Genomic DNA, 22,147 nt, shown 5'->3' with positions numbered 1-22,147 from the left:
CCAAAACTTGGTAAACGCGGTCGCTGTTACTGCCAGTAAATGCAAGCCCCGGCTTTGTCCGGTCTTGGAGTAAATCTCCCTCTCTTTCCGGTCACTTTCCGGCAACCCTGAGTGCCCGATCTCGACCGTCCTGCCGCGGTTCGGTTATCCGTCCGTTACTCGCTAGTAACGAGCCCCTTGTGCCCAGGCCGCGAATGGACCACGATCGGCCAAGCTCGGTCCATCCCCCCGTAGCTCGGCATCCGGTCGGCGCGTCGGTGTGGTTGGGTCCCCACCGGGCAGGTCGGCGGCAGTGGCGCCGACCGTGGACAGGGGGGTCTCTGCCCACAACGCAGGGCCTGTCCAGGAGGTTGCGCGAGATTGCGTGGCCAGTGGTTGTCGCTCGGGGGTGATCGCCGGTGTTTCGGGTGCGGTGTGCGCCTGTGAGACGTGGGCGCTCTCCTTCCCGAGGACGTAGCACTTCTCCCATCCCAGGTCCGGGGCCCCGCCCCGGCCGGAGATGTACGTCCGAGAAGGAGGAAAGTCATGGAGTCCGTGGCTCGTGGCGGCACCAGATGGAAGCGGTTCGCCGTTGTCATGGTGCCGAGCGTTGCTGCCACGGCCGCGATCGGCGTCGCCCTGTCCCAGGGTGCGCTCGCGGCCTCGTTCAACGTGTCCGGTCAGCAGTTCAAGGTCTCGGTCGACCGGCTCGACGGCACCGGGTTCGCGCAGTACGGCGCGCTTGACACCCAGCACGGGGGCAAGAAGATCCCCGTCGCGGTGTCGGCGTTCAAGAGCGCGAAGCTCAAGGGCCTGTGCCAGTCCGTCGTGATCCCGGTTCCCGTCTTCGGCGATGTGTCGCTGAAGCTGACGGCCGGCAATGGCAGCAAGACGGTTGAGGCCAAGAACCTCTTCATCGATCTCGATCAGCTCAACGCGGACGCCACGTTCCGTGGGATCGACATCGGTGTGGCGGCGGGTGACGCCCACAAGGGTCCCGGCATCAACAAGGGCGATGCGGCCGATCCCGGTTCGTTCGGCCAGCAGTCGGATTCGGCGACGCTGGTCGGTGTGAAGCAGACCGCCTGGGCGACCAGTGCGGGCACGTTCAAGCTCTCCGGCCTTTCGATGAAGGTCAGCAAGGGCAAGAACGAGTGCTTCTGATCAGCTGAGCCAAGGGTGGGGGGCCGCGGTGCTGCCCCTCACCCGGGCATCGACCCGCAGCGTGTATGCGCCAGGCTAGTACCGCTGCAGAACAACCGCGATCACACCGATCGCCAGCCCCAGGGAGCTGTTTTCAATGAGTGCCGAGTCGCCGGGGGCGAGTGACCGTATCAGCCGTTGGCGGGGGTCCTTCAGGGCATGGCGCTGGCAGCGCCCGTTCTGGGCGGGGCTGTTGAGCCTGCTGGCGGGCGTACCGATCATGTACTTCCCGTACAACGACCTCAACGCCGGTGGATTCACCATCAACATGTCCACCACCGCCGGATCGGCCTCGCTGATCATCGGGGTGCTGTTGGTGGTCCTGGGCCTGACCATGTGGTTCCAGCCCATGGTGCGGGTGTTCGCCGGAGTCGCCACGATCCTGCTCGGTCTGGTGTCGATCCCCGTCTCCAACTTCGGCGGCTTCCTGCTGGGATTCCTGCTCGCGCTGTTCGGCGGCGGCATGAGCATCGCCTGGGCACCCGGGGAGACTCCCTCCGCGCAGCCGGCCGAGGGGCCGGGAAACGCGTCGGAGGACGACGGGAACGGTGGAAGCGTGCCGGAGCCGGCCGGGGCCGGGTCCGCGTCGGACCAGGAAGCCAGGAATGGGAGGCACCGTGCGGGGTGAAGACCGACCCGAGCAGCCGGAGGGAGTGAGCCCACGCCGGGTCAGAACCGGCCCACGGCACGCGGCACCGAAGAAGTCGGTACTCACCCGCCTTCAGGTGCCCGCCGGCAAGGCCATAGCGCTGGCCGCCATGCCGACGGCCGTGCTGATGGGCATGGGGCTCACTCCGCAGCTCGCCTCGGCCAACCCCCGGCCCGAGGACCGCTACAAGCCCGGCCCGTGTGTGTCGCAGCCGGACGAGGCGGACAAGGACGACGCCAAGGGCAGTAAGGACGCCCAGGGCGAGGACAAGGACGCCAAGGACTCCAAGGACGCCAAGGACTCCAAGGGTTCGTCCGAGAAGGGCTCCAAGGACGGCTCCAAGGGCTCCGAGGAGCCCTCGGGCAGCCCGACCGGGTCCCGGGACGACAAGGCCGCTCCTACACCGTCTCCGTCCAGTTCCTCCTCCGCTCCGTCGTCCGGCTCCGGGGACGAGAAGGAGTCGACGGAGCCCTCGGCCTCGCCGAGCCCCTCCAAGTCCAAGAACCCGCTGGACCCGCTGGGACTCGGGGACGTGCTCCACGACGTCCTCACGCCCGGCGAGAAGAGCGGGGACGACTCGGCCGAGCCGAGCACCTCGCCGAGCCCGTCCTCCAGCGACAAGCCCAGCTCGTCGCCGTCGCCGTCCCCGTCCAAGTCCTCCGACAAGCCCACCGATCCGGTCAAGGACACGGTGGACAAGGTGGGCAAGGGCGTCAAGGACACCGTGGACGAGGTGGGCAAGACCGTCGACGACGCCAAGGACAAGGCGGACAAGGCGCTTCCCAAGCCCTCCGCGTCCGCCTCGAAGGACGCGGACGGCAAGGAGGCGTTCCCCTGCCCGAAGTTCGACGCCGACGCGTACGACAACGCCGAGACGGAACCCACCTCGAGCCTGCTGCCCGAGGACCCCTGGACCCTCAAGAGCACGATGCTGAGCCTGCACGGCCTGGACTACAAGGGCATCGTGGAGGTCAAGACGCAGGGGGGCCAGATCAAGAAGGTCCTGAAGTTCACCGCCTCGGGCGTGGACATCAAGGACCTCCACCAGCTGGTGGTGGGCCCGGCCGGGACCACCACGCATGTGCAGGCGCGCGAGGGGTCCACCTCGACCATTCGCGACGGCACGGTGACCATGTACACCGAGGAGCTGAAGGGGAACCTGCTGGGGCTCATCCCGATCACCTTCAGCCCCAAGAGCCCGCCGCCGGTGAACATCCCCGAGGTGTTCTTCACCGATGTCACGGTCACCCAGGCCGGCCAGTTCGGCGGCACGCTGACCGTTCCGGGGATGCATCTGTTCAAGACCGGGGAGTGATCCCGCGACCCACCGACCCGCTCGGGAGCCGCACGCCCCTCCGCGAGGAGGGAAACGCCCGTGGGCACCGCCTCCACTCGGAGACGGTGCCCACGGTCGCGTTACGGGGCGCCTCGGCGCTACTCGCTCGCGCCGCCCAGGTGGTGGACCCGGACCATGTTGGTGGTGCCGGGGACGCCGGGGGGCGAACCGGCGGTCATGATCATGGTGTCGCCCTCGGAGTAGCGGCCCAGCTTCAGCAGCTCGGCGTCCACCAGGTCGACCATCGCGTCGGTGTGCTCGACATACGGCACCACGTAGGACTCCACGCCCCAGCTCAGCGTGAGCTGGTTGCGGGTGGACGCGTCGGTGGTGAAGGCCACGATCGGCTGCTGGGCGCGGTAGCGGGACAGTCGGCGGGCGGTGTCCCCGGACTGGGTGAACGCCACCAGCGACTTGGCGCCCAGGAAGTCGGCGATCTCGCACGCCGCACGCGCCACCGAACCGCCCTGGGTGCGCGGCTTCTTGCCGGGCACCAGCGGCTGGAGACCGCGCGAGAGCAGCTCCTGCTCGGCGGCCTCGACGATCCGGGACATCACCTTGACCGTCTCGATCGGGTACGAGCCGACCGAGGACTCGGCGGAGAGCATCACCGCGTCGGCGCCGTCCAGGATCGCGTTGGCGACATCGGACGCCTCGGCGCGGGTCGGCCGGGAGTTGGTGATCATCGACTCCATCATCTGGGTCGCGACGATCACCGGCTTGGCGTTGCGGCGGCAGAGCTCGATCAGCCGCTTCTGCACCATCGGGACCTTCTCCAGCGGATACTCCACCGCGAGGTCACCACGGGCCACCATCACCCCGTCGAAGGCCGCGACGACCTCGGTCATGTTGGCGACCGCCTGCGGCTTCTCCACCTTGGCGATCACCGGCACCCGGCGGCCCACCTCGTCCATGACGCGGTGGACGTCCCGGACGTCGGACGCGTCCCGGACGAAGGAGAGGGCGACCATGTCGCAGCCCATCCGCAGGGCGAACTTCAGGTCCTCGATGTCCTTCTCGGACAGCGCGGGCACGTTGACGGCCGCACCCGGCAGGTTGATCCCCTTGTGGTCGGAGATCACCCCGCCCTCGATGACGATGGTCCGTACCCGGGAGCCCTCGACGGCGGTGACCCGCAGCTCGACATTGCCGTCGTTGATCAGGACCTGGTCGCCCTTGGAGACGTCGCCCGGCAGCCCCTTGTAGGTGGTGCCGCAGATGGTCCGGTCACCGTCCACGTCCTCGGTGGTGATGATGAACTCATCCCCGCGGACCAGTTCCACCGGTCCGTCCTTGAAGGTCTCCAGACGGATCTTGGGGCCCTGGAGGTCGGCGAGGACGCCGACCGCGTGCCCGGTCTCCTCGGAAGCCTTGCGGACGCGGTGGTACCGCTCCTCGTGCTCCGGGTGGCTTCCGTGGCTCATATTGAACCGGGCCACGTTCATCCCGGCCTCGATCAGGGACTTCAGCTGGTCGTAGGAGTCGACGGCGGGGCCCAGAGTGCAGACGATTTTGGAACGGCGCATGAGGCAGATCCTATCGGGTTTGTTTCGGAGCGGAATATTTCAATCAAGGGCACAGCGGAGCGGAACCGCAGCCTAGGCGCTGACCAGGTCGAACGTCTGGCTGGCGATCTCCAGCTCCTCATCGGTGGGCACCACGGCCACCGCGACCCGGCTGGTCTCCGTGGAGATCAGCCGCGCCGTGGCGGAGCGCAGCGCGTTGCGGACGCCGTCCACCTCGATGCCGAACGCGGTGAGGCCGCGCATCGCCGCCTCCCGCACCGCCGCGGAGTTCTCCCCCACACCGGCGGTGAACGCGATGGCGTCCACCCGTCCGAGCACCGCGGTGTACGCGCCCACATACTTCCGCAGTCGGTGGATGTAGATGTCGAAGGCGAGCTGGGCGGCCCGGTCGCCCTCGCCCATCCGGCGGCCGATCTCGCGCATGTCGTTGTCCCCGCACAGCCCGGCCAGCCCGCTGCGCTTGTTGAGCAGCGTGTCGATCTCATCGGTCGACATGCCGCCCACCCGGGACAGATGGAAGATCGCCGCCGGGTCGATGTCCCCGGAACGGGTACCCATCACCAGGCCCTCCAACGGCGTCAGCCCCATCGAGGTCTCCACGCACACACCGCCGCGCACCGCCGAGGCGCTGGCCCCGTTGCCCAGGTGCAGCACGATCGTGTTGAGCTCCGCGGGCTCCTTGCCCAGCAGCTCCGCGGTGGCCCGGGAGACATACGCGTGCGAGGTGCCGTGGAAGCCGTAGCGCCGCACCCCCCAGCGGTCGGCGGTCGCCACGTCGATCGCGTAGCGCGCCGCCGCCTCCGGGATGGTCGAGTGGAACGCGGTGTCGAAGACCGCTACCTGCGGCAGGTCCGGGCGCAGCGAGCGGGCCACCTTGATCCCGGTGACATTGGCCGGGTTGTGCAGCGGGGCCAGCGGGATCAGCTTCTCGATCTCCTCGACCACCTCGTCGGTGATCAGGGTCGGCTCGGTGAACCGGGTGCCGCCGTGCACCACCCGGTGGCCGACCGCCGCCAGCTCGGGCGAGTCGAGGCCCAGGTCCTTGGCGGCCAGCTCGTCGGCCACCTGCTTGAGGGCCGCCGCGTGGTCGGCGACGGGGCCCTCGCCGATGCGCTCCACGATGCCGGAGGCCGGACGGGAGCCGTCGGCCATGTCCAGCAGCTGGTACTTCACGGACGAGGAGCCGGAGTTGAGGACGAGGACTCGGGAGCCGTTCACGCGGAGTGCGCCTTCTGTGTCGGGGACGTCGGGGAGGCCGGGGACGTCGGGGAGGTGGCGGTCGCCGGGGACTGGGCCTGGATGGCGGTGATCGAGACGGTGTTGACGATGTCCTGCACGAGTGCCCCGCGGGACAGGTCGTTCACCGGCTTGCGCAGGCCCTGGAGCACCGGGCCGACCGCGACGGCGCCCGCCGAGCGCTGCACGGCCTTGTAGGTGTTGTTGCCGGTGTTCAGGTCCGGGAAGATCAGCACGGTGGCCTTGCCCGCCACCTCGGACCCGGGCAGCTTGGTCGCCGCCACCGCGGCGTCCACCGCCGCGTCGTACTGGATCGGGCCCTCGACCAGCAGATCCGGGCGCCGCTCGCGGACCAGCTCGGTCGCCTTGCGGACCTTGTCCACGTCCGCGCCGGAGCCCGAGGTGCCGGTGGAGTACGACAGCATCGCGATCCTCGGCTCCACCCCGAACTGGGCGGCCGTCGTCGCCGACTGGATGGCGATGTCCGCGAGCTGCTCGGCGCCCGGGTCGGGGTTGACCGCGCAGTCGCCGTACACCAGCACCCGGTCGGCCAGGCACATGAAGAAGACCGAGGAGACGATCTGGGCGCCCGGGGCGGTCTTGATGATCTCGAAGGCGGGCCGGATGGTGGCGGCGGTGGAGTGCACCGCGCCGGAGACCATGCCGTCGGCCAGCCCCTCCTGGACCATCAGGGTGCCGAAGTACGACACGTCGGCCACCACGTCGTACGCCAGCTCGTAGGAGACGCCCTTGTGGGCGCGCAGCTTCGCGTAGCCCTCCGCGAAGCGCTCCCGCAGCGGGGAGGTCTGCGGATCGATGATCTGCGCCTCGGCGAGCTGGATGCCGAGCTCGGCGGCGCGCTTGCGGATCGGCTCCTCCTCGCCCAGCAGTGTGAGATCGCACACATCGCGGCGGAGCAGTACGTCGGCGGCGCGCAGCACCCGCTCCTCCGCGCCCTCGGGCAGTACCACCCGGCGGCGGTTCGACCGGGACCGCTCGATCAGCTCGCGCTCGAACATCATCGGGGTGACCCGGCCGGAGCGGCCCACCGAGATGCGCTCGGTCAGCGCCGCGGTGTCCACATGCCGCTCGAAGAGGCCCAGCGCGGTCTCCGCCTTGCGCGGCGCGCTCGCCGTGAGCTTGCCCTCGATGGCGAACAGCTCGGCCGCCGTCGGGAAGGACCCGCCCGCCACCGAAACCACCGGCGTCCCCGGGGCCAGCCGCGAGGCCAGCGCCAGGATGTCGGGACCCGGCCGCTCGTCCAGGGTGAGCAGCACCCCGGCGATCGGCGGGGCGCCCGCGCTGTGCGCGGCGAGCGCGCCGACGATCAGGTCGGCGCGGTCCCCGGGCGTCACCACCAGGCAGCCCTCGGTCAGCGCGGGCAGGAAGCTCGGCAGCATCGCGCCGCCGAAGACGAAGTCCCGCACATCCCGGGAGAGCCCGGTGTGATCGCCGAGCAGCACCTCGGCGCCCAGGGTGCGGACGATCTGGGAGACGGTGGGCGCCGACAGCGACCCGTCCTCGGGCAGCACATAGCTGGGGACCGGCAGCTTGGCGGCCAGCCGGTCGGCGATGGCCGCGCGGTCCCCGGGGGCCACCCGGTTGACGACCACCGCGACCACGTCGCAGCCCCGCCCCTCGTAGGCGCGGTAGGCGTTGTGGGCCTCGGCGCCGGCCGACTCGGCGGTCTGCCGCTGCCCGCCGACCACCGTGATCACCGAGGCGCCGAACTCATTGGCCAGCCGTGCGTTCAGCCCCAGCTCGTCGGGGAGGCTGGTGGCCGCGTAGTCGCTGCCCAGCACCAGGACGTAGTCATACGCGTCGGCCACCTCGTGGAAGCGGCCGACCAGCTGCGAGACCAGCTCGTCGGTGCCCCGCTCGGCCTGGAGCGTGGCCGCGTCCTCGTAACGCATGCCGAAGACGGACTCCGGCGACTGGCCGAGCCGGTAGCGCGCCCGCAGCAGGTCGAAGAGGCGGTCGGGGTCGTCGTGCACCAGCGGGCGGAAGACCCCGACCCGGTCGACATGGCGGGTCAGGAGCTCCATGACCCCCAGCTCCACGACCTGGCGTCCGTCGCCACGCTCGACTCCGGTCACGTACACGCTGCGTGTCACGCGTGCTCTCCGTTCCTCTGGCGTTCGTCGGTGTTTTCGTTATGTGCGCCCATCGGACACAAATTGGTCACATTGACCGGCCCAGTCCTCTTGACAATACCTGCGACCGTGATTAAGGCGCTTGTCGCGCGGGGGATACAGCACCACCCCGCCCATGAAACAATCGGACTGGCTCACATCTACCCGTAGGGAGCAGGAGACACAGCACGATGCGCATCGGAGTTCTCACCGCAGGCGGCGACTGCCCCGGTCTCAACGCTGTGATCCGGTCGGTGGTGCACCGCGCGGTCGCCGGCCACGGAGACGAGGTGATCGGATTCGAGGACGGTTTCAAGGGGCTCCTCGACGGCCGTCACCGCAAGCTCGACCTCGACGCCGTCAGCGGCATCCTCGCCCGCGGCGGCACCATCCTCGGTTCCTCCCGCCTGGAGCGCGCCCGGCTGCGCGAGGCGTGCGAGACCTCGAAGGACCACGCCCGCGACTACGGGATAGATGTGCTGATCCCGATCGGCGGCGAAGGCACCCTCACCGCGGCGCGGATGCTCTCCGACGCCGGGCTGCCGATCGTCGGCGTCCCCAAGACGATCGACAACGACATCTCTTCCACCGACCGCACCTTCGGCTTCGACACGGCCGTCGGCGTCGCCACCGAGGCCATGGACCGGCTGAAGACCACCGCCGAATCCCATCAGCGGGTGATGGTCGTCGAGGTCATGGGGCGCCACGCGGGCTGGATCGCGCTGGAGTCCGGGATGGCCGGCGGCGCCCACGGCATCTGCCTGCCGGAGCGGCCCTTCGAGATCGACGGGCTGGTGAAGATGGTCGAGGAGCGGTTCGCCCGCGGCAAGAAGTTCGCCGTCATCTGCGTCGCCGAGGGCGCGCACCCGGCCGAGGGCTCCATGGAGTACCAGAAGGGCGAGATCGACCAGTACGGCCATGAGCGGTTCACCGGGATCGGCAACCGCCTCGCGGCCGAGCTGGAGCGGCGCCTGGGCAAGGAGGCCCGTCCGGTCATCCTGGGGCATGTGCAGCGTGGCGGCACGCCCACCGCGTACGACCGCGTACTGGCCACCCGCTTCGGCTGGCACGCCGTCGAGGCGGCGCACCGGGGCGACTTCGGCATGATGACCGCGCTGCGCGGCACGGACATCGCGATGGTGCCGATCGCCAACGCGGTCACCGAGCTCAAGACCGTGCCGGTGGACCGGATGGACGAGGCCGAGTCGGTCTTCTGACCCGCCACGGCCTCCGGCTCTCCCTTTCCCGTCTCTCGACTTCTTCTCGTCTTCGTCTCTCGTCCTCGCCTCTCGTCTTGATCGGTCGCGGCGGTCTTGATCATCCCCCCGTGGAAGATCAAGACCGCCGCGGCCGTGCGCTGTTGGCGAGGTTCAGCCTTGAACGAACGGCCGGAGTGAACAAGGCTGTCCCCTGTCCGGGACATGTTCCGGAGCAGTCCCGGACAGGGCCGGGACACAACGGCGGGGGAGACAACCACAGATGGCCGACGCGGACAGAGCACCGGATCCACAGGGGGCGCGGAGCCCGGGGGAGTTCATCGCCGCGCTGCAGGCGCTCAAGGACTGGTCCCGGCTGACCTACCGGGAGCTGACCACGCGGGCCGACGCGGTCGGGGACGTACTGCCGCGCAGCACGGTCGCCAATATGCTCGGGCGCGCCACGCTGCCCCGCGAGGAACTGGTCGCGGCCTTCGTACGGGCCTGTGGGGTGGGGCCCGCGGAGCTCACCGTATGGCTGGCCGTCCGCAAGGACCTCGCGGCCCGCGCCGCCGGCGTCACCGAGATCGAGCCGGTCGAGCTGGCCGAGCCCATCGAGCCCATCGAGCCCATCGAGCCCGTCGAGCGTGGTGGGCGTGGTGGGCGTGGTGAGCCCGCACCGCCGACCGGCCTCTCCTCCTCCCGTACGCCCGATGCGGGCGCCCGGCGCCTACGGATGCCGATGCTGAGCGCCGCGCTCGGGCTGACGGTCGTCGTGGCCGCCGTCGCCGCCGTGCTCGTCTGGCGGGCGCACGACGACGAGGGCGGGGGCGAAGGGCGCGGCGGACGGGACGACAAGGGCGGGTCCGTGGCGGTCTCCCCGGACGACTCGGCGCCCACGCCCGCGCCCGGGAAGTACCGGATCCGGGCCGTCCACTCCTCGCTGTGTCTGTCCGAACGCCGGACGGACAAGACCTCCTGGGTCTATCAGGTGCCGTGCGCGGAGGTCTTCCCCTCGTTCTCGCTCAAGCGCCTGGACGACGGGCTGTGGCAGATCGCCACCCTGCACCCCGAGCACGGCCCCGGCTGCTCCGGGATCATGGGCCAGAGCAAGGCCGAGGGCGCCTGGCTGGGCGACGACTACTGTGAGAGCCGCGGAGCGGGCGAGGAGTTCCGGCTGGAGGCCGTGGACCGGCCCGCCGAGGGGTTCCGGCTGCGGCCCGCGCACACCGGCCAGTGTCTGGCGCTGCCCGGCGGCACCACCCGGCGCTGGGCCCATGTGGTCCAGCTGCCGTGCCGGTCCGACGCCCCGGGGCAGGTCTTCCGCTTCGACCCGGTGGGCTCCGGGGCGAAGGGGCGGCCGTCAGGGGCGAAGGGGTAGTCGTCGGGGCGAAGGGGTAGCCCGCGCCGCCGCCGTGGTCCCGGCCCTCTGATACTGTCCCCGCCTGATCAAGGGGGAACTGGTCAGGGGATGTAAGGAGTTAAGGGCGGGATGCGTGGTTTATGGGGCCGTGTGTGGCAGCGCCGCACGCCCCTTGTCGTACTGATGGCGGTCGTGGGGATCGCGGGGGCCGTCCTCGTGACCCGGGACAGCGGCGGCGGCCATCTCGCCGCCAACCGGGCCCAGTTGAGGAAGGCGTGCGACGGCACCCTGCCGTACGGGGACCTCGAACGGCTGGTGCGTGACGAGCGGCCGGGCGAGCTCAGAGAGCACGGCACGATGCTCGCCCCCGGCCAGGAGAGTCGCTCGTTGCTGGACTGCTCCCTGTCGTGGGGCGACGGATTCGGGGTCAGGGTCCACGCCGAGGCGCTGGTCTCCGATGTGCCCGAGGCCGTCGAGACCCGGGACCTCCTCGAACCGGCCGGTGGCCGTGGCACGTTCGTGGCGCCGGGCACCACCGGCCAGTACGGGAAGCGGGGCGCCTGGCTGGTGGCCGACTGCCTGGGCGGGCTCGGCGGCCGGGTCCGGCCCACGACCGATCTGTATGTGACGGCCCGGGTGACGGACGGGACGGAGGGGGCCGACGGGACGGACGGGACCGACTCGGCGGACGAGCCCGGTGAGGCCGACGGGGCCGATGAGGCGACGGCGGGCAACGGCAAGCCGGACCGCGCCACCGCGCTCCTCGGCTTCCGTACCGCCGTACACGTGGCCAACGCCCTCACCAAGGCCCAGCACTGTGGCTCCGGCCCGCTCACGACGCCCACCGCCGTGCTGGACACGGACGAGACCCATGGCGCGCCCGGCCAGGGCCTGCGCAAATGCGAGTGGATCGACGGCTCCTCGCTCCCCGGTGTCGCCTCCGGTTCCTGGACCACCCTCGGCGATCTCCAGGAGTCCACCGGCCTGAGCGCGTGTGCCGGGGAGTGGGACGCGGAGAAGAACGCCGGTGAGCGCCCGCGCCCGAAGCAGTGGCGGGTCACCGAGGTCGAGGCGGCCAGCTGGTCGGGGATCCTCGGCCGGTCGGCGTACGACTCCTACGAACGCGAGGGCCATGTGCCCGGGTGGGGGGCGGAGGACGACAAGCGCCCCTCCGAGGCCGGTTCCGAGGCCGGTTCCGAGACGGACTCCGAGGCGGACGCGGGCGCTGACACCCGGCAGGAGGACCGCGTCTCCTCCTACGCCGGACGGCCCCAACTCGCCCTGTGGGCCCAGTCGGTGTGCGGCGGCCGCACCACCTACCACCGGGTCGCCGTGCTCCCCGAGATCCGGCTCGAGGACGGCGAGACGGCCGTCATCGGCGGCAAGGACCGCGCCAGGCTCTCCACCGCCGCGCGTACGGTCCTGGACCGCTATCTCGACGCCGACGACGGCTGGCCCGCGTCCGCGAAGTGCCGCGACACCAAGGTGCTCGGGGAGGTCGAGCAGTGGCACTGACCCGACCCGCACTGACCCGACCCGCACTCACCCGCCGCCGGATCCGCGCCCTGGTGGCCGTCGCGGTGGCGCTGGCCGCCCTCACCGGGGCGTTCGTCTGGTTCGCGGGCAGCGAGGACCGGGCGCTGGAGGGGGCCTGCGACGGGGTGCTTCCGGTGGGCGAGGTCCGCTCGGTGCTCGGCGACGACACCGAACTGGACGTCACGAACCGCACCGAGGGCTCCTTCGGCAAGAAGGCCGACAGCGCCGCCAAGAGCGGCGAGAGCGGCGAGAGCGCCAAGAGCGGCGAGAGCGACAAAAGCAGCGCCAAGCGGGCCAACTCCCTCTCCGTCCACTGCCGGATCACCGCCGAGGACACCGGCCACATCGCCGTCTCCATCGCGGGCTCGCCCCGCCCCCGCGCCGAGTACGGGTACGACGACCTCTACACCGCCGTACCCGCCCGCCGAACGCTCCCCGTCCCCCTCGGCCACGGCTGGTCCGGCCTGTTCGCCACCGACACCGCACGGCTGGACGACGCCGAGGACGGCACGGCCACCACCGCCGTGCTGCTCGACTGCGCCCGGCGCGGCGACAGTCTGCTGATCACCGTCGAGACCGCGCTGCGCGGCGCCGCGACCCTCGACGACCCCGCCGTCCGCCCCGACTTCGTCCGCACCGCCACCGCGACCGCCGAGGCGGCGAACGACCACTGGGGCTGCGGCGCGCGCCTGGGCAAGCCGGTCCGCAGCGTCGGCCTGCCGGTGAACGAGGACGAGTACGAACCGCTGCTCGGCGCCAAGGGCACCTGCGCGGCCGTCCCCACCGCCTCGCGCTCCGCCGTCTCGACCGCCCGCGAGACCGCCCGCGACCGCGCACCGCGCGAGAGCTGCGTCCTCGGCACCCGGGACGGCTCACCGCTGTACCGGCTGGAGGCGTACTACGGCCCGTACGCGGAGGACGCCCGCTCCCAGTACACCCGGGACTACGACTACGAGAACGTGACCCCCGCCGAGAAGCCCGCCGGGCGGCTCGGCCGGAGCGCCTACTGGGCCGGTGCCACCTGCCCGCGCGGCGCCGAGTCCGCCCTCTACCTCATCCGCGCCGACGCCGCCGACGGCGAGACCCGCCGCCGCCCCGACCTCGCCTACGAACGCGCCGCCCTGGCGGCCTTCGCCACCGCCTCGGCCACCCACCACGGCTGCGCGGCGCCGAGCCTGCCCAAGGGCTGAACCACTGGCCGAACCGGGGATGTCCGGCGGACCGTGCCGCCTGCGCCGGGCACACCGTCGCGGCGGCGCCGTCATCCCTTGACGGCGCCGCCCAGGGCGAAGCCGCCGCCCAGACGGCGGGAGATCAGGATGTAGAGCAGGAGCACGGGTGTGGAGTAGAGGATCGAGAAGGCGGCCAGCTGGCCGTAGACCACCTGGCCGTAGTTGCCGAAGAAGGTGAAGATCGAGACGGACGCGGGGAGTTGTTCGGGGGAGAGCAGCAGCATGAAGGGGACGAAGAAGTTGCCCCACATCATGATGAAGCTGTAGATCATCACGACCGTGATGCCCGGCCCCATCAGCGGCAGGATCACCCGGATCAGGCTCTGCAGCCAGGACGCCCCGTCGGTCCACGCCGCCTCCTCCAGGATCACCGGCACGCCGTCCATGAAGTTCTTCATCAGCCAGATGGCGAACGGGAGTTGGGAGGCGGCGAGGAAGAGGGCCGTGCCGGACATGGTGTCGATGAGGTCCACCTGGACGAAGAGTCCGTAGACCGGAACCATGATCGCGGTGATCGGCAGACAGGTGGTGAAGAGCACCGTCAGCAGGTACGGGCGCACGACGCGGGAGCGGAAGCGGGAGAGCGGGTAGGCGGCGAGGGCCGCGCAGGCGACGGTCAGGACGGTGGCGCCGCCGCACAGGAGCAGGCTGTTGAGCATCGGCGTGAAGGTGATCTCGTCCGTCCACACCGCCGAGAAGTTGTCCATCGTGGGCGAGCCGGGCGCCGAGACCCGCAGGGTGGCATCGTTGTCGATCGAGGCCAGGACCAGCCAGGCGAGCGGGAGCAGGAACGCGGCGGCGACGAGCAGCAGCGCGGCGTCGGCGGCCAGCCGGCGGCGCAGCCGCGGGGACCAGCGGGGGCCGCCGGTACGGCTCTTGGCGGAGCGGGGCCAGGGGCGGGCGGTGCGGGCGGAGAGCGCGGACAACCTCGGACCTCCTCGCGCGCTTGCGAGCGCAGTCGATCAGCGTCCGTTATATGTAACCGGTTGCCACTCGCGTTGGGGAAGACGCGTGCGCGGTTCGCTCCTTACGGCGTCTCCTTACGGCGTCTCCTTACGGCGTCTCCCTACGGCGTCTCCTTACGGTGTCGGTGGGGCGACGGTCACCGGCTGGTCGTTCCGCAGCTGGTCGAAGAGGCGCCGCGCCTGCGTCTCGTTCCACTGCACCGCGCTGCCCTTGGAGGTCCGGAGGTTGGTGTTGGACACCGGGACGTTGAGCTGCTTGCCGTTGCCCGAGGTGACGCCCTTCACCGCCTCGAACAGGGACATCAGGGTGGGCAGGCCCATGTCCTTGTCCACGATCAGCGTGTCCAGGCCCGCGCGCACGGTCGGGAAGGCCGCGAACGGGTTGGCCAGGACGCCCGGTGTGGCGGCCTTGCCGGCGAGCGCGGCCAGGAACTTCTGCTGGTTCTGGGTGCGGCCCAGGTCGCCCTTGGCCTCCTGCTTGCGCTGGCGGACGAACGCGAGCGCCTTGGCGCCGTCGAGGGTGTGGCAGCCCTTCTTCAGGTCCAGCCCGGACTTGGGGTCCTTGATGTCCCGGTCCACGCACATCCGCACCCCGCCGACCGCGTCCACGACGTCCACGAACCCGGAGAAGCCGATCTCCGCGTAGTGGTCGATGCGCAGCCCGGTGTTGCGCTCGATGGTCGAGACGAGCAGATCGGGGCCGCCCATCGAATAGGCGGCGTTCAGCTTGTTCTGGGACGGGTTGTAGCGCCTGCCGGTCTCGGGGCGCACGAAACCGGGGATGTTCACCCAGGAGTCGCGCGGCAGGCTCATCATCGTCGTGCCGTTGGAGCCGGTGTGCAGCACCATCATCGAGTCGGTGCGGCGGCCCTCGGCCGAGCCGGTGCGCAGGCTCTTCCTGGCCTCCTCCGAGAGCCCCTCCCGGCTGTCGGAGCCCACGATGAGGTAGTTGGTGCCCTTTCCGGGCGGGGGGCGGTCCGGGGCCCTGCCGAGGTCGACCTCGCGGTTGAGCTGGGTGTCGGCCCAGACGTAGGCGCTGCCGGAGGCGAGGAGCAGCGCGGAGACCGTCACGATGCCCAGCCGGACGAGCCGACGGCGCCTGCTGAGCGGCTCCTTGGGGGCGCGGCGCCGGACGGTGGGGGTGGGCACGGGTGGGGGTACGGGCTCGAGGGTGCTGGTCTCGTCGCCCGTCCGGTAGGGGGCCGGTTTGGTGGGCACGCCGTGGGGTGCGTGGACGCCATGGGGCGCGGGGCCCCCTTGAGGTCCTGTTGGGGGCATGCCCTGGGCCCCCTGCACGGGGATGCTCTGCGTGTCCGCCGTGGAGATCTCCCAGGCCCGCGCCGACGGCGGGTCCCCGGCGGCCCATCCGTCCAACCGATCGCTCATGGACGGCAGTCTGCCGAGCGGCCGGAGACGCCCGCCGTCCATTCATAGAGGTATGACAACTTCGGCGCCGCGTTGAACGCGGACCCGGTCGCCGTACGTTCACCGCGACGTACGTCACCCCGCCGTACGTCACCCCGCCGTACGTCACCCGCCGTACGTCACCTCGGTGTCAGGCTCCGGTGCGCGGGTGCCTCGCCGAGCGCCTGGGCGGCCGTCCCGGAGCGCTGGATGCGGTGCCACCGCAGCCGCGTCCCGAGCAGGAGGGCGACCACGGACTGGATGACCACCAGATACATCAGCTGCCGGTAGACGAAGAGCTGGAACGGCAGCGACCACAGCGCCCGCATCCGCTCCCCGTCCAGCCGCAGCGCGTATCCCGCGCAGACCATCTGGATGGTGAGATAGCCGAACCACACCCCGGCCGCCTCCGCCGGGTCGAGGAAGAGCGCCCCGTACAGAGCGAAGAGGTCGATCACGGGCGCCAGCAGCGGCAGCAGCACCTGGAAGAGCGTGAGATAGCTGAGCCCCCGGCGGCCGAAGCGCCCCACCGAGCCCAGCGAGACCACCGCCCGGCGGTGCTTCCACATGGCCTGGAGCGTGCCGTAGCCCCAGCGGTACCGCTGCCGCCACAGCTGGCGCAGCGAGGTGGGCACCTCGGTCCAGGCGACGGCGGTCTCCTCGTACACCACCCGCCAGCCCGCCCGCCACAGCGCCATGGTGAGGTCGGTGTCCTCCGCGAGGGTGTCCTCGCTGACCCCGCCGACGCCCATCACCGCGTCCCGCCGGAAGGCCCCGATGGCGCCGGGCACGGTCGGCATGCACTCCAGCACCTCGAACATCCGCCGGTCGAGGTTGAACCCGAAGACGTACTCCAGGTGCTGCCACCTGCCCAGCAGACTGCGCCGGTTGCCCACCTTGGTGTTGCCGCTGACCGCGCCGATGGCCGGGTGGGCGAGCGGCTGGATGAGCTGGTGGATGGCGTCCGGTTCGAAGACGGTGTCGGCGTCGACCATCACCACGATGTCGTGCTTGGTGTGCGCCAGACCGGTGTTGAGGGCGGCCGCCTTGCCCGCGTTGGGCTGGCGGACCACCAGCACCCGGCGGTCCTTGACGCTCGCGGCGATATCGGCCGTACGGTCCGTCGAGCCGTCGTCGATCACGACGATCTGCAGCCGCTGGTGGGTGGAGGCGAGCAGCGAGCGGATGGTGGCCTCGATGCCCGCCTCCTCGTTGTACGCGGGGATGAGCACCGTCACCGGCTCGTTCACCTCCCGCAGCCAGGGCGCGCCCGGCCGGAAGCGGGTGAGCCGCCGGACATGGGTACGGGCGAACAGCACGAGCATCAGCAGCCGCAGCACCCCCAGCGCCCCCGCGATCCCCAGCACCCACGCCATGGTGGACACAAAGCCCCGGCCGATGGCCGCGACCCAGATCAGCGCCTTGCCCTCCCAGCGCTCCAGGCCGGAGACCGGGACCTCGACCGGGGGCACGCCGAGCCCGCCGGTCACGGTGGTGAACTTCTTGGCGCGCGGGTCCTTGAGCAGCTTCTCCGTCTCCTGGTACGCGGTGTCCGTCTGGCTGAACTGCCGGACCATCCCCTGCGAGGGCTTCGTGCCCGACCGGTCGGCGGCCACCAGCGCATAGCCCTCCGCCGCCACGCGCCGCGCCGCCTGCCACTCGTCACCGCACAGCGTGTCCACATCGGTGGTCAGCGGCAGCCGCAGCAGCCTCGGCTGAACCCCCACCGAGCCCGCCAGCGCCGACTCGGTCAGGGACAGCTCCATCGAGGAGCGACTGGCGGACGCCGTGCCCATGTCGGCGCCGGTGTAGGTGTTCGAGCCGATCTCATGGCCCTCGGCGCGGATCCGGCGTACGAGGTCGGGGTACCGGGCCGCCTTGGCACCGGAGACGAAGAACGTGGCCCGCGCGTCGTACCGGCGCAGCAGGTCCAGCAGCCGAGGCGTCTGGACCGGGTCAGGACCGCCGTCGTAGGTCAGCGCCACCGTCCCGGCGGGCATCCCCACGGTCCGCACCCGGCCCCCGTTGATCTGCACCACCGGCCCGCCGTCGGCCAGCGCCCGGGGCACCGGGCTGACGCACGGCCGCCGCGCCTTCGCCGCGTCGACCTCGTGGTTGGTCCAGCCCTGGAACATCAGCAGGCCGAACATGGCCGGAAGGACGAGCAGAAGGAGCAGCCAGTGCGCGCGGGGGTCACGGGACCGCTTGTGCCGACCTCCCCGGGACAGGTGGTTTGGTTCCTGGCGTTTTTTCGACCGGTTGCCCTCAAACATGGTTGGTCGCACCGTAGTTGCCGGGCCGGGAACGGGTCCGGTGAAGCAGCGGGAATGGATAAGAATTCCCGGGACGCTCCCCGCCGGGTGGCCGCATCGCGTAGTGAACCCGCGGAAGGCCCGCCTGCGCGGCTCGACTCTGCTTGACTGCCGCGCATGAGCTCTCCCGATTCGTCGGTGTTCGAAACCACCGTGCCCGCGTCCGCCGACTACCTCACCCGGCTCGCCGCGAGCGACACCGGACGTGAGTACAAGGCGCGGATGCTGGACGCCCTCGGCTTACGGGCCGGGCTGGCCGTCCTCGACGCGGGCTGCGGTCCCGGCACCGATCTCCCGGCCCTCGCGGAGGCGGTGGCCCCCGGCGGTACGGTCATCGGGGTCGACCGTGACCAGGCGATGCTGGACGCGGCGGCGCCGCGCACCGCCGCGCATCCATGCGTCGAGCTGCGGCGGGGCGATATCCACGCTCTCCCGCTGGACGACGCCGCGGTGGACCGCGCCCGCACCGACCGGGTGCTGCAGTGGGTGGACGACCCGGCCCGCGCCCTCGCCGAGTTCCACCGGGTCCTGCGGCCGGGCGGACGGCTGGTGATGGGCGAGCCCGACTGGGACACCCTCGCCGTCGACCACCCCCACCCGGCGCTCTCCCGCGCCTACACCCGCCACATCACCGAGCGGGTGATCCGCAACCCCGCCATCGGCCGCCAGCTCGCCCGTCTCGCCACCGACGCCGGGTTCCGCGTGCCGGAGGTCATTCCGGTCACCCAGGTCTTCCGCGACGTCCGCGCGGCGGACCGGATCTTCGGATTCGAGCGCACCACCCGCCGCGCCGTCGAGGCCGGTTACCTCTCCGACTACCAGGCGACCATCTGGCTGCACCACCTCGCCCACCGCCCGTTCTTCGCCTCGGCGACGCTGTACGTGGTGGTGGCGGAGGCGTAGCCGGCCGGTGGCCGGCGACAACCCTCGCCAGGGCTTGTCCGGCGGATCGGATGAGCCCTCGGCGATCAGTCACCGGCCGCACAGGTGTCCACGCCGCGAAGCGGACCGAGGCACGGCCAGCCCCGGCACGGGCGCCCACCGGCCGCGGTGTGACCGGTGCCGCGGCGGACCGTACGGCGACTGCCAGGCAGGTCGCTCGGTTCGTCGGTGGGGAATGATGGACAGGCAGGTGGGCACGAACGCCCAGTTCTTGGACACAGAGATACACCGGTTCCAGTGAGAAGACCGCAGCGAAAGGGAGCACGGCGCACAGGTGCGACGCGCGACGGATCAGCGCTTGGGGGAGCTCACTTGGCGTACAACGGATCGTCCTTGACAGGGTGACTGTGCGGGCGGGAGCACGGTAGCGGCACACGGGAGTGCGGTTCCACTGATTTTCGGGCGGGTGGCGTTGCCCGCCGGTGGGCGCCCAGCCGGATCGCGGCAACGGCAACGGTGACCGTGCCGTGAGAGACGTAGGCAGGCCGCGACGGCCTCAGGCGGCCCGGAACCAGGTGGCCAGGGCCTCGTGGAGACCGTCGCTCGTGGTGCCCTGCCAGGCGATGTAGCAGTCGGGGCGGAGCAGCAGGGCGGTGTCCAGGCCGGGGACGGTCGCGGTGTCGACGTGGGCGGACCAGGGGCCCGGGTCGAGGGCGCCGGTGGGGTCCAGGAGGAGAGGGCGGGCGGTGCGGGTCAGGTCGCGGAGGCCCGGGAGGTCCGGCGCCCAGTGGCCGACGAGGGGACCGGTCGCCGGTCCCATGGCGTAGGTGATGTCCGCGCCGGAGAGCAGCCCCGCGATGTGCTGCCGGGTCGTGGGCTGGTCCAGCAGCTCGCCGAACAGAGCGCGCAGCGCCGTCACATCGCCGCCCGGCCGGGTCAGCAGCGCCTGCGCCTGCGTGTGCATGGCGACCCGCCGGGCCGCGGGGTGCCGCTCCGACTCGTACGTGTCGAGCACCCCCTCCGCCGCGTGGCCGCGCACCTCGGCGGCCAGCTTCCAGCCGAGGTTCACCGCGTCCTGAAGGCCCAGGTTGAGCCCCGGGCCGCCGATCGCCGAGTGCACATGGGCGGAGTCGCCGAGCAGCAGGACGCGGCCCGCGCGGTACCGGTCGGCGATCCGGGTGTTGCCGCCGAAGAGCCGCCGCATCAGATGCGGTCCCGGCCCGGTCGGCGGGGAGAGGGTGATGTCCGTGCCCAGCACCCGGCGGGCGCTGGCCCGCAGTTCGTCCAGCGATGCCTCGCCCTCGGCCGGCTGCCCCCATTCCACGGTGGTCAGCTTCGGGTCACCGTCCGGGGACGGCGCCCAGGCGATCAGCCCCTGCTCGGTCCGCAGATGCCGGTACGGCGGTATGACGCCGAAACCGGGCACGGTCAGGCCGCCATCGGCACCGATCGCGTCCGGGAGCACGCCCACATGTCCGGTGCGCGACACCGAGTCGTCCGTCGTCACGCCGGGGAACGCGATCCCGGCGAGTTTCCGGACCGCGCTGCGCCCGCCGTCGGCGCCGACCAGGAACTCCGCCTCGATCGGGGCTTGTTCGCGCAGCTCGACCGTCACCGACTTCTCGCCCTGCGTCAGCCCGATGACCTCCTGCCCGCGCCGGATCTCGACGCCCAGCTCCGCCGCGCGCTCGGCGAGCATGCGCTCGATCCTGCGCTGCGGCACGAGGAGGGTGTAGAGCGGGTTGTCCGGCAGGTCGCTCAGGTGGAGCGGGAACGCCCCGAAGGTGAAACCGGGCGCTGGTTTCGGGGTGGTGCCGGGCGTGGTCAGCCGCTCGTACAGTCCGCGCCGGTCGAGCATGCGGATGACCTGGCCCACGAGGCCGTTGGCACGCTGCGTGTCGGTCGGTTCGGTGAGGCGTTCCAGGACGACCGGGCGCACACCGGCCAGGGCGAGTTCGCAGGCGAGCATCAGGCCGTTGGGCCCCGCGCCTGCGATGACGACCTCGATCATGAATTCCCCTTCGGGGCAGGTTGGTTGAGGGTTTACGGGGTGGAAAGCCCCGCCGCGATCTGGGCGAGTGCATCCGTGAGCAGGCGGCGTACCGGCACGGCCGCGTCGGTGCGGAGATGGTGGGCGATGGCGGTGTTGACCGCACCCATGACCGCCGAAGCGACGAGGTGCGGGTACAGGTCCTGCTCCAGGTCGCCGCCGGTCCGTTCCGCGACGGCCGCCGCGATCTCGGCCTCGGCGACGGCCCCGGCCCGCAACATCTCGCCCCGTAGGGCGGGTTCCGCGACCATCACCCGCACGCCGTCCGCCCACCGCGCCGCGTCGGCGACGGGCGGATGGGCGGTCGCCTCCACGTCCGACGCGAAATGCCGCAGTACGGAGTCGGTGATCGCGTCCCACAGCGGCTCGTCCGACCGTTCGCGCAGCGCCTCCGCGACGCGCAGACAGCGGTCGAGGTGGCGGAACGCGATCGCCTCGGCCTTGCTCGAGAAGTAGTTGTTGAACGTACGCGGCGAGACCCCGGCGGCCTCGGCGATGTCCTCCACCTTGACCTTGTCGAACCCACGCTCCACGGTCAGCCGCACCGCGGCCCAGCTGAGCGCGGCATGCGTCTGGGCCTTCTTCCGCTCTCGCAGTCCCATGCGGCGAGCGTAGCAAAACTTGCGGACTCCGCAAATATGCGGAGCCCGCAAGTTTTAGATTGACGGGGCGGTCAGGTCCAGCTCGGCCCAGATTTCCTTGCCGACGGTGCGCTCCCGGACGCCCCAACGGTCCGCGAGGGCGCGGACAATGAGCAGGCCGCGGCCGTGCTTGTCGCGGGGCGACGGGTGGCGGGGCTGGGGGAGCCGCTCGCCCCGGGGGTCGGATACGGCGATCCGCAGCCGGGTCTTGGTGAGTGTGAGCTGCACGCGGAAGAGCCGCTCGGGTACGTGTCCGTGCCGTAGCGCGTTCGTGGCCAGCTCCGACACGATGAGCGCCGTGTCGTCGGCGAGCGCCGGGTGCCCCCATTCCGCGATGAGTCGCGTTGCGTGCTGGCGGGCCCTGGTCACGCTTATCGGTGTCGGGACGTAGTCGACGCGGCCCTCGTTGATGACGGGGTCCGGGATCCGGGGGTCTTGGGGCGCGAATGCCATCGCGTACCTCCAGTGGGCAGGGCAGGGCGGACTCCGTCCGCCAACTGACGTC

General features: G+C 71.1%; 17 protein-coding genes. 8 read left to right on the top strand and 9 right to left on the bottom strand.

Annotated features, from left to right (window positions below; translation table 11 throughout):
* Positions 1-525 precede the first annotated feature (525 nt).
* The 3 genes from JK364_RS14045 (at position 526) to JK364_RS14035 (ending at position 3,146) form a co-directional block, all read left to right on the top strand.
* Positions 526-1,143, top strand: a complete 618-nt coding sequence (locus JK364_RS14045) for a DUF6230 family protein (RefSeq protein WP_201851213.1) — start codon at positions 526-528, stop codon at positions 1,141-1,143.
* Between the two features lie 136 nt (positions 1,144-1,279).
* Entirely contained in the window at positions 1,280-1,810 is a 531-nt protein-coding gene (locus JK364_RS14040) for a DUF6114 domain-containing protein (protein ID WP_201851211.1), read from the top strand.
* On the top strand, positions 1,788-3,146 hold the full coding sequence (locus JK364_RS14035; protein ID WP_201851209.1) for a hydrogenase expression protein HypF: 1,359 nt from the start codon (positions 1,788-1,790) through the stop codon (positions 3,144-3,146). Before JK364_RS14040 ends, JK364_RS14035 begins: the two co-directional genes overlap by 23 nt.
* A gap of 119 nt (positions 3,147-3,265) precedes the next feature.
* On the opposite strand, the gene pyk is transcribed toward JK364_RS14035, so the two are convergent.
* The 3 genes from pyk to pta form a co-directional block, all read right to left on the bottom strand.
* Positions 3,266-4,693, bottom strand: a complete 1,428-nt coding sequence (pyk, locus tag JK364_RS14030; RefSeq protein ID WP_201851207.1) for a pyruvate kinase — start codon at positions 4,691-4,693, stop codon at positions 3,266-3,268.
* Between the two features lie 72 nt (positions 4,694-4,765).
* A complete protein-coding gene (locus tag JK364_RS14025) occupies positions 4,766-5,911 on the bottom strand; it encodes an acetate kinase (RefSeq protein ID WP_201851205.1) in 1,146 nt (381 codons plus the stop codon).
* A complete protein-coding gene (pta, locus tag JK364_RS14020; protein ID WP_201851203.1) occupies positions 5,908-8,043 on the bottom strand; it encodes a phosphate acetyltransferase in 2,136 nt (711 codons plus the stop codon). The genes JK364_RS14025 and pta overlap by 4 nt, the downstream gene beginning before the upstream one ends.
* A gap of 209 nt (positions 8,044-8,252) precedes the next feature.
* On the opposite strand from pta, the gene JK364_RS14015 reads away from it, so the two are divergent.
* From JK364_RS14015 to JK364_RS14000, 4 genes are all read left to right on the top strand, one after another.
* On the top strand, positions 8,253-9,278 hold the full coding sequence (locus JK364_RS14015) for a 6-phosphofructokinase (RefSeq protein WP_201851201.1): 1,026 nt from the start codon (positions 8,253-8,255) through the stop codon (positions 9,276-9,278).
* Positions 9,279-9,540: 262 nt separating this feature from the next.
* Positions 9,541-10,638 (top strand): XRE family transcriptional regulator, encoded by a 1,098-nt coding sequence (locus tag JK364_RS14010; protein WP_201851199.1) that lies wholly within the window; start codon positions 9,541-9,543, stop codon positions 10,636-10,638.
* 111 nt (positions 10,639-10,749) lie between these two features.
* On the top strand, positions 10,750-12,135 hold the full coding sequence (locus JK364_RS14005; RefSeq protein WP_201851197.1) for a hypothetical protein: 1,386 nt from the start codon (positions 10,750-10,752) through the stop codon (positions 12,133-12,135).
* Positions 12,126-13,346: a hypothetical protein gene (locus tag JK364_RS14000; protein WP_307841266.1), complete on the top strand. Its 1,221-nt coding sequence runs from the start codon at positions 12,126-12,128 to the stop codon at positions 13,344-13,346. The genes JK364_RS14005 and JK364_RS14000 overlap by 10 nt, the downstream gene beginning before the upstream one ends.
* A 71-nt stretch (positions 13,347-13,417) precedes the next feature.
* Here the strand turns inward: JK364_RS14000 and JK364_RS13995 are convergent, their stop codons facing one another.
* From JK364_RS13995 to JK364_RS13985, 3 genes are all read right to left on the bottom strand, one after another.
* Positions 13,418-14,314 carry a carbohydrate ABC transporter permease gene (locus JK364_RS13995; RefSeq protein ID WP_372461946.1) on the bottom strand — a complete coding sequence of 299 codons (897 nt, stop codon included), beginning with the start codon at positions 14,312-14,314 and terminating at the stop codon, positions 13,418-13,420.
* 153 nt (positions 14,315-14,467) lie between these two features.
* Positions 14,468-15,739, bottom strand: coding sequence for an LCP family protein (locus JK364_RS13990; RefSeq protein WP_201851195.1), 1,272 nt, complete (start codon positions 15,737-15,739; stop codon positions 14,468-14,470).
* Between the two features lie 158 nt (positions 15,740-15,897).
* Positions 15,898-18,030, bottom strand: a complete 2,133-nt coding sequence (locus JK364_RS13985) for a bifunctional polysaccharide deacetylase/glycosyltransferase family 2 protein (RefSeq protein WP_201851193.1) — start codon at positions 18,028-18,030, stop codon at positions 15,898-15,900.
* 156 nt (positions 18,031-18,186) lie between these two features.
* Between JK364_RS13985 and JK364_RS13980 the strand changes: the two genes are divergently transcribed.
* Entirely contained in the window at positions 18,187-18,972 is a 786-nt protein-coding gene (locus JK364_RS13980; RefSeq protein ID WP_201851191.1) for a methyltransferase domain-containing protein, read from the top strand.
* Between the two features lie 535 nt (positions 18,973-19,507).
* On the opposite strand, the gene JK364_RS13975 is transcribed toward JK364_RS13980, so the two are convergent.
* The 3 genes from JK364_RS13975 to JK364_RS13965 are packed head-to-tail and all read right to left on the bottom strand — an operon-like array spanning position 19,508 to position 22,095.
* Positions 19,508-20,962, bottom strand: a complete 1,455-nt coding sequence (locus JK364_RS13975; RefSeq protein ID WP_201851189.1) for an FAD-dependent monooxygenase — start codon at positions 20,960-20,962, stop codon at positions 19,508-19,510.
* A 32-nt stretch (positions 20,963-20,994) separates the two neighbouring features.
* Positions 20,995-21,603 carry an acyl-CoA-like ligand-binding transcription factor gene (locus JK364_RS13970; RefSeq protein WP_201851187.1) on the bottom strand — a complete coding sequence of 203 codons (609 nt, stop codon included), beginning with the start codon at positions 21,601-21,603 and terminating at the stop codon, positions 20,995-20,997.
* A gap of 54 nt (positions 21,604-21,657) precedes the next feature.
* Positions 21,658-22,095 carry an ATP-binding protein gene (locus JK364_RS13965; RefSeq protein WP_201851185.1) on the bottom strand — a complete coding sequence of 146 codons (438 nt, stop codon included), beginning with the start codon at positions 22,093-22,095 and terminating at the stop codon, positions 21,658-21,660.
* Positions 22,096-22,147 lie beyond the last annotated feature (52 nt).

The organism is Streptomyces endocoffeicus (assembly GCF_016741935.1).
Taxonomy (GTDB): Bacteria; Actinomycetota; Actinomycetes; order Streptomycetales; family Streptomycetaceae; genus Streptomyces; species Streptomyces endocoffeicus.
The sequence above is the reverse complement of the archived record's forward strand: the minus strand, read 5'-3'. Positions and strand labels throughout refer to the sequence as shown.

Excerpts from the sequence above, each read along its gene's own strand:
- JK364_RS14045 (WP_201851213.1), top strand. The coding sequence starts at position 526 with ATGGAGTCCGTGGCTCGTGGCGGCACCAGATGGAAGCGGTTCGCCGTT.
- JK364_RS14040 (WP_201851211.1), top strand. The coding sequence starts at position 1,280 with ATGAGTGCCGAGTCGCCGGGGGCGAGTGACCGTATCAGCCGTTGGCGG.
- JK364_RS14035 (WP_201851209.1), top strand. The coding sequence starts at position 1,788 with ATGGGAGGCACCGTGCGGGGTGAAGACCGACCCGAGCAGCCGGAGGGA.
- pyk (WP_201851207.1), bottom strand. The coding sequence starts at position 4,693 with ATGCGCCGTTCCAAAATCGTCTGCACTCTGGGCCCCGCCGTCGACTCC.
- JK364_RS14015 (WP_201851201.1), top strand. The coding sequence starts at position 8,253 with ATGCGCATCGGAGTTCTCACCGCAGGCGGCGACTGCCCCGGTCTCAAC.
- JK364_RS14010 (WP_201851199.1), top strand. The coding sequence starts at position 9,541 with ATGGCCGACGCGGACAGAGCACCGGATCCACAGGGGGCGCGGAGCCCG.
- JK364_RS14005 (WP_201851197.1), top strand. The coding sequence starts at position 10,750 with ATGCGTGGTTTATGGGGCCGTGTGTGGCAGCGCCGCACGCCCCTTGTC.
- JK364_RS13990 (WP_201851195.1), bottom strand. The coding sequence starts at position 15,739 with ATGAGCGATCGGTTGGACGGATGGGCCGCCGGGGACCCGCCGTCGGCG.
- JK364_RS13985 (WP_201851193.1), bottom strand. The coding sequence starts at position 18,030 with ATGTTTGAGGGCAACCGGTCGAAAAAACGCCAGGAACCAAACCACCTG.
- JK364_RS13980 (WP_201851191.1), top strand. The coding sequence starts at position 18,187 with ATGAGCTCTCCCGATTCGTCGGTGTTCGAAACCACCGTGCCCGCGTCC.
- JK364_RS13975 (WP_201851189.1), bottom strand. The coding sequence starts at position 20,962 with ATGATCGAGGTCGTCATCGCAGGCGCGGGGCCCAACGGCCTGATGCTC.
- JK364_RS13970 (WP_201851187.1), bottom strand. The coding sequence starts at position 21,603 with ATGGGACTGCGAGAGCGGAAGAAGGCCCAGACGCATGCCGCGCTCAGC.
- JK364_RS13965 (WP_201851185.1), bottom strand. The coding sequence starts at position 22,095 with ATGGCATTCGCGCCCCAAGACCCCCGGATCCCGGACCCCGTCATCAAC.